Genomic DNA, 1093 nt, shown 5'->3' with positions numbered 1-1093 from the left:
CCCAGGCGGCTAACGCCGAGGCCCTCGGACAGCCGCCCGGGCGTACACGGCCGCCGCGACGAGGAACACCCCCATGACGGTGGCCGAAGCGACGGCCGCCGTCGCCCAGTTCGCGCCGCCGCCCGAACCGGAGGTGGCCTGCCAGGCCGCGACGGCCACGGCGGCGGCCATGCCGCAGCCCACGACGGCGGCGACGACGTTCCGGGAGCGGCCCGTGCCGGCCGGGAGCGGAACGTGACCCAGCGACGCCCAGTGGTGCGCGGCCTCCCGCGCCTCGCGTCCGCGCTTTACGGCGGCGTACAGGCGCAGGGCGGCCGCGGCGGCGGTGACGGCGACGGCCGTGACGGCCGGTGTCCACCAGCCCTCGGCCACGAGCAGCAGTACGACGACCATCCCGGCGCCGGCCCAGCCGGTCACGCAGGCCGCGGCGGCGAGACGCCGGGAGTCGGGCCGGTCGGCGCCGGCCCGCAGGTCGGCGAGGGCCGGTACGTACCAGATGCAGCCGCCGGCGGTGAGCGCGGCGGCTCCCAGTGCGGCAACGGCGTGCGACATGGCCTACCTCGCCGCCGCTTCCGCCTCGGCGGCCCCGGCGATCTCCGGGTGGTGCAGGTCGAACGCGGGGGACTCGCTGCGGATCCGGGGCAGGGAGACGAAGTTGTGCCGGGGCGGCGGGCAGGACGTGGCCCACTCCAGCGAACGGCCGTACCCCCAGGGGTCGTCGGTCTCCACCGGCTTGCCGTACTTGGCGGTCCGCCACACGTTGTAGAAGAACGGCAGGATCGACAGGCCCAGCACGAACGACCCGATCGTGGAAAGGGTGTTGAGGATGGTGAAGCCGTCGGCCGCGAGGTAGTCGGAGTACCGGCGCGGCATGCCCTCGGCGCCCAGCCAGTGCTGGACCAGGAACGTCAGGTGGAAGCCGGCGGTGAGCGTCCAGAAGGTGATCTTCCCGAGGCGTTCGTCGAGCATCTTGCCCGTCCACTTCGGCCACCAGAAGTGGAAGCCGGCGAACATCGCGTACACGACCGTGCCGAACACCGTGTAGTGGAAGTGGGCCACCACGAAGTACGAGTCGGTGACGTGGAAGTCCAGC

2 protein-coding genes are annotated in these 1093 nt (G+C 73.2%); both read right to left on the bottom strand.

Going from position 1 to position 1093, the window contains the following annotated elements:
* Positions 1-9: 9 nt before the first annotated feature.
* Positions 10-552, bottom strand: a complete 543-nt coding sequence (locus RH94_RS41215) for a hypothetical protein (RefSeq protein ID WP_073946807.1) — start codon at positions 550-552, stop codon at positions 10-12.
* A 3-nt stretch (positions 553-555) separates the two neighbouring features.
* Positions 556-1093, bottom strand: a 538-nt coding sequence (locus tag RH94_RS07245; protein WP_199880889.1) for a cbb3-type cytochrome c oxidase subunit I, incomplete at its 5' end; no start/stop codon positions are given.

It is taken from the genome of Streptomyces kebangsaanensis (assembly GCF_001906585.1).
Taxonomy (GTDB): domain Bacteria; phylum Actinomycetota; class Actinomycetes; order Streptomycetales; family Streptomycetaceae; genus Streptomyces; species Streptomyces kebangsaanensis.
The sequence above is the reverse complement of the archived record's forward strand: the minus strand, read 5'-3'. Positions and strand labels throughout refer to the sequence as shown.

Bases quoted from the DNA above. Each gene is read 5' to 3' on its own strand.
- RH94_RS41215 (WP_073946807.1), bottom strand. From the start codon at position 552: ATGTCGCACGCCGTTGCCGCACTGGGAGCCGCCGCGCTCACCGCCGGC.